The organism is Trichloromonas sp., from assembly GCF_041583255.1.
Lineage (GTDB): Bacteria > Desulfobacterota > Desulfuromonadia > Desulfuromonadales > Trichloromonadaceae > Trichloromonas.
Map to the genome: position 1 here is coordinate 1 of NZ_JBFHGD010000241.1, position 4,555 is coordinate 4,555.

5 protein-coding genes are annotated in these 4,555 nt (G+C 64.1%); all 5 read right to left on the reverse strand.

Translation table 11 applies throughout. The annotated features are described in order from the left end of the window. Nucleotides 1-302: 302 nt before the first annotated feature. Entirely contained in the window at nucleotides 303-548 is a 246-nt protein-coding gene (locus tag ABYV89_RS14750) for a VF530 family DNA-binding protein (RefSeq protein ID WP_432823696.1), read from the reverse strand. An 88-nt stretch (nucleotides 549-636) separates the two neighbouring features. Further along, a complete protein-coding gene (locus tag ABYV89_RS14755; RefSeq protein WP_432823697.1) occupies nucleotides 637-1,497 on the reverse strand; it encodes a hypothetical protein in 861 nt (286 codons plus the stop codon). A gap of 158 nt (nucleotides 1,498-1,655) precedes the next feature. Beyond that, entirely contained in the window at nucleotides 1,656-3,611 is a 1,956-nt protein-coding gene (locus ABYV89_RS14760) for an ATP-binding protein (RefSeq protein ID WP_432823698.1), read from the reverse strand. A gap of 322 nt (nucleotides 3,612-3,933) precedes the next feature. After that, a complete protein-coding gene (locus ABYV89_RS14765; protein ID WP_432823699.1) occupies nucleotides 3,934-4,272 on the reverse strand; it encodes a hypothetical protein in 339 nt (112 codons plus the stop codon). A gap of 59 nt (nucleotides 4,273-4,331) precedes the next feature. After that, a partial coding sequence (locus tag ABYV89_RS14770) for a hypothetical protein (protein ID WP_432823700.1) occupies nucleotides 4,332-4,555 on the reverse strand: 224 nt, incomplete at its 5' end.

Sequence of the window (4,555 nt, forward strand, 5' to 3'; positions counted from 1 at the left end):
AGGGAGAGAACAAACTGGCGGTGTACATAGTTCAGCCTTCCGCACATTGCGGTACATTTATGGCTGGCACACCGGACATATTTTAATATTTTCCATGGAATACACGAATTATTCCGGCGCGGAGCCTATTCCACATTGAATCACAGTTAAATTACGCATACGTCCCGATGCCTGAACGCACACCCATATCCCACAGTGCATTCAAGTTAAATCCAGTTCAGACTCCTTCAGATAATCCCCATAGTCCATACCCGTTTAGCTCTTCACGCTGCATCCGTGATGCACAGGCTTTCCAAAGGACGTCAACCCCTTTTTTCCCGCTCCCGCTCGTCCCTGCGCATGTCGAGGTACAGATCCTCGACTTTCTTCCGTGCCCAGGGCGTCCTGCGGAGAAATTTGAGACTGGATTTCACCGAGGGGTTGCTGATGAAACAGTTGATGTCGATGCATTGGCCCAACTCGTCCCAGCCGTAGGACGCGACCAGGCTGTTCACGATCTGTTCCAGGGTTACCCCGTGCAGCGGGTCATTGTTTTGCTGTTGACTCATGGGTGGCATCGTCCTTGTTTTTGGAGACATTGCGAGGCAGTTGTCGGCGGGACGCAATCCGGCGAAGGGTGCATGTGCGGTTACCGGATCAGGCGCGCCGCCGCCGCCGCAGCAGCAGGTAGCGGGCGGCATACCAGAGGAGCATGGTCAGAGCAATAAGCGGCAGCGCCGGGATAAAGAGACCGGTCGCCTGCGCCAGCACGATGGCGCCAAAGAGCGCGGCCACCGAGACCGGCAGGTAGCGACCGATGCGGCCCTGGCGCGCCAGCGTCTCGCCGAACGCCCCGATCAGGTTGTCGTTGACCCCGTGGCGCCGGGCGACGATGGCGAAGAAGACTACCATGATCCAGTCGGAGATCCCGAAGACCGGCGCCAGGGCGGCAGAGCCGGGGAACACCAGCTTGATCAGAACCATGTCGATGAGCGGCGGCGGCCCCTCGGGGGCCAGGTAATAGTCCTGGATCTGCTGCGTGAAGCTGGCGGTCGGCCCGTAGAGCCAGCTGGAGAAATCGGCCAGCGTCATCACAAAACAGATCGGCACGATTTCCCACAGCCGTTGGACATACCGGGCCAGCGCAGCCGCGGTGAGAGTCGCGACCAGCAGCAGCAGGCCCGACTTGAGCACGGCCAGCAGCGGCAGCCAGCCAGCGCCGGGAGGCAGCAGGTTGAGCAGCCAGATGCTCAGTGCCAGGGTTAAGCCCCAGAAGAGATAAAAGCCGCGGCTGCGGTCTTCGGGGTGCAGCAGCAATGCGGGGAGTAGCAACTGGGCGGCGGCGAACAGCTGCAGGGCGACAAAGCCGCCGGACAGCCAGGGGGTAGCGGCTTCGATCAACCGTCCGCTCGACCAGAGCCCGAAGATCGCGCAGCTCCAGAGCAGGTGGCTGGCGATCAGCAGGAAGATCATGCGCCGGTTCGATTTGCTGAAGGTGGTGAAGGGGTGTAGAGACATGGCCCCATTATGCCCTGTCTGGCCTGCGGGGGACACCCCATTTTTTCATGAAGGGTGAGAATGTCTCCGGATGCGGGTCAGCGCGGCCGCAGGATTGCACGCCGCGGGGAAGGCCGCCGGTCTTTGCTGCAGGCTCGACATATCGGGCCCCCTGAGGGCTACGGCATTTCCTTCGCCGGCAACCTTACGCTGAAGGTCGAACCGGCGCCGGGGGCGCTGCGGACGGAGATCGTGCCGCCGTGCAGCTCTACCAGGGAGCGGGTGATCCAGAGACCGAGGCCGGTCCCCCCGACCTCGCGGGTGGTGGCGTTGTCGGCCCGGTAAAACTTGGTGAAGAGCCGGGCCTGCTCCTTCCGGCTGAGGCCGATGCCGGTGTCCGACACCTCGATGCTGAGTTTGCCGGGCTCGCGCAACGCCGAAACGCCGATGCGGCCGCCGGCGGGGGTGTATTTGCAGGCATTGGAGAGCAGGTTGACCATCACCTGGACCACCCGGTTCGGGTCCCCCTCCACCACCGGCAGGTTGGCGGGGAGGTCGAGGGACAGGGACTGCCCCTTGGCCTCGATGGCGGGACGCAGGGACTCGGCGGCGTTGCGGATGATCTGGGCCAGGTCGAGCGGGGTCGGCTTCATTTCGATGCGGCCGGCCTCGATGCGGGAGACGTCGAGCAGATCGTTGATCAGGGCGGTCAACCGGTCGGTGTTGCGCTGGACGATGCCGAGAAAATCGGCCTGCTCGTCCTGTAGTTCGCCGGCGTCACCGTCCAGCAGCATCTCCACGTAACCGGAAATGGAAGTGAGCGGGGTGCGCAGTTCGTGGGAGACCAGGGAAACGAACTCGGATTTCATCCGGTCGAGCTCCCGTTCGCGGGTCACATCGCGAAAGACGAAGAGTCGCCCCAGCCGCCCCCCTTCAGTATCGCGCACCACGGTGGAGAAGAGCTCGTGCTCCCGCCGCCGCGGCCAGTGCTGGGAGAGGATATCGGTAAACTCGCCCCGGCCGCTGCCGTGCAGGGCACCGCGGAATTTCCGGTAGCCCGGCGAGTCGTCGAACATCCGCTCCATCTCCGGCAGCAGCGCGGCGAAGGTGTTGCCCAGGATATCCCCCTCGCTGACCTTGAAAAACTGCTCGAAGCTGCGGTTGAGCGCAAGCAGCTCGCCCGCGGGCGAAACCAGCAGCATCGCCTCGCTGGTCGCGTCGAGGATGGCCCGGACTTCGCTGCGGGCCAGGTCCGTCTCCCGGTAGAGCTCTTCGAGCCGGGCCACGGTATCGCGGAGCTGCTGCTCGATCCCGCGGCGGATGCTGAGGTCGTGGACCAGGCCGACAAAGCGCGTTTTCCCTCCCCAGGGCATTTCCCCCACGGAAAGGTTCACCGGGAACCGGCTCCCATCGAGGCGTACCCCCTCCAGGGTACCCAGCATTTCCCCCTTTTGTTCACCAGCATCGCCGAGGGTAACGGCTCGCGCGACCGCTTCGCTCCCCGGAATCAGCTCCTCTATGGTTCTGCCGACCAGCGTGGCCGCCGCTCCAGCGAAAAGCCTCTCCGCCACCGGGTTCAGCGACTCGATGATCCCCGCCCCGTCGAAGACCACCATGCCGTCCGCCAGGCTGCGCATCATGGTGGCAAGCCGGGCGGCATTGAGCTCGGTCTCGGCCCAGGCGGCCAGGTCGCCCAGGGCCCTGCGGTCATCGCTGCTCAACTGGCGGGGGTGATGATCGATCAGGCAGAGGGTGCCGACCCGCTGACCGCGGGGGCCGTGCAGCGGCTGGCCGGCATAGAAGCGGACATGGGGCGGACCGGTGACCAGGGGGTTGTCGAAAAAGCGGGGATCCTGCTCGGCGTCGGGGATAATGAGCGGCTCGTCGTGAAGGATGGCGTGGCCGCAGAAGGAGATGTCGCGGGGGGTCTCGGAAACGGTCAGCCCCACGCACGACTTGAACCACTGGCGGTTGGCATCGACCAGGCTGACCAGCGCCACCGGCACGCCGAACAGGCGGGAGGCGACCCGGGTGATGCGGTCGAAGCGCTCCTCCGGCGGAGTATCGAGGATCGCCAGGCCCCGCAGCTCGGCCAGCCTGGCCTCTTCGTAGTCGGGGATCGGTGCGTTCAGCATGGGATACTCCCGCGGTGAACCGTGAAAAACATTTAACAGCAAAAACTACAATCACAAACCACCTGCATAGCAGGTGTTTAAGGATAGTCCCCTCTCCCCTGTGACGCAGCCTTCGCGGCGTGGACGTTTTGAGAAAAGGCGGGCGGATGTTTGAGCGAAGCGAGTTTTCGCCCGACCTCAAAACGTCTGCGCTGCGAAGGGCCCCCGAAGGGCAAGGAGCGGGGTGCCCTTTCTCTGCTTACTCTCTTTGGGCAAGCAAAGAGAGTAAGTCGACGTCTGGGGGCGAAACCCCAGGGTTTTATAACTTGTTCAGGGTGAAGGTTCAGTCAATGACCACCTGCTCACCGGCCCCGGAAATCACCGCATCGATCCAGCCCAGAACGATCTCGCCGTCCTGGCCGTGAAGCTTTTCGGCCAGGTGCTTGCGCAGCGGCGTCGGCAGGTTGCTGCGGGGGTCGCCCGGGCAGAGCAGCGGCGCGTGGACCTCGCCGGAACCGTAGCGGCCGGTCAGCGGGTTGACGGAGAACTCCCGCTCGTGCTTGGCGGCAATGGCTTCGGTGCGCCGCCACTGGCCGCTCTCCTTATCGAGGCGGACCTGCAGGGTGCTGCCGTAGGCCTTGACCAGCTCGTAGATGTGGGTCACCTTGTTGCGGTCGAGCATCAGCTCCGCGGCCAGCTGCCGGCGCTCGTTCCGGGTCAGGTTGCCGAGCCGTCCCGCCTCTATTTTTGCCGCCAGGGGGTCGTCGCCGCCCTCGGTGCCGAAGCGAGCGCGGTACTGCTCGTGGGCGCGGCGCAGCAGCGCCTGCGACGTCTCGTCCAGCAGCCGGGCATGGCGCTCGCTGCCGCTGCGGTATCCGTTTTTCCCGGCAGCACAATCAGCTGGCCAATAGTGATCAGCTCATCCTTGAGGTCGTTTAGCTTGAGCAGGGCCTGGGTGGTGGTGC

Excerpts from the sequence above, each read along its gene's own strand:
- ABYV89_RS14760 (WP_432823698.1), bottom strand. The coding sequence starts at position 3,611 with ATGCTGAACGCACCGATCCCCGACTACGAAGAGGCCAGGCTGGCCGAG.
- ABYV89_RS14755 (WP_432823697.1), bottom strand. The coding sequence starts at position 1,497 with ATGTCTCTACACCCCTTCACCACCTTCAGCAAATCGAACCGGCGCATG.
- ABYV89_RS14750 (WP_432823696.1), bottom strand. The coding sequence starts at position 548 with ATGAGTCAACAGCAAAACAATGACCCGCTGCACGGGGTAACCCTGGAA.
- ABYV89_RS14765 (WP_432823699.1), bottom strand. The coding sequence starts at position 4,272 with ATGCTCGACCGCAACAAGGTGACCCACATCTACGAGCTGGTCAAGGCC.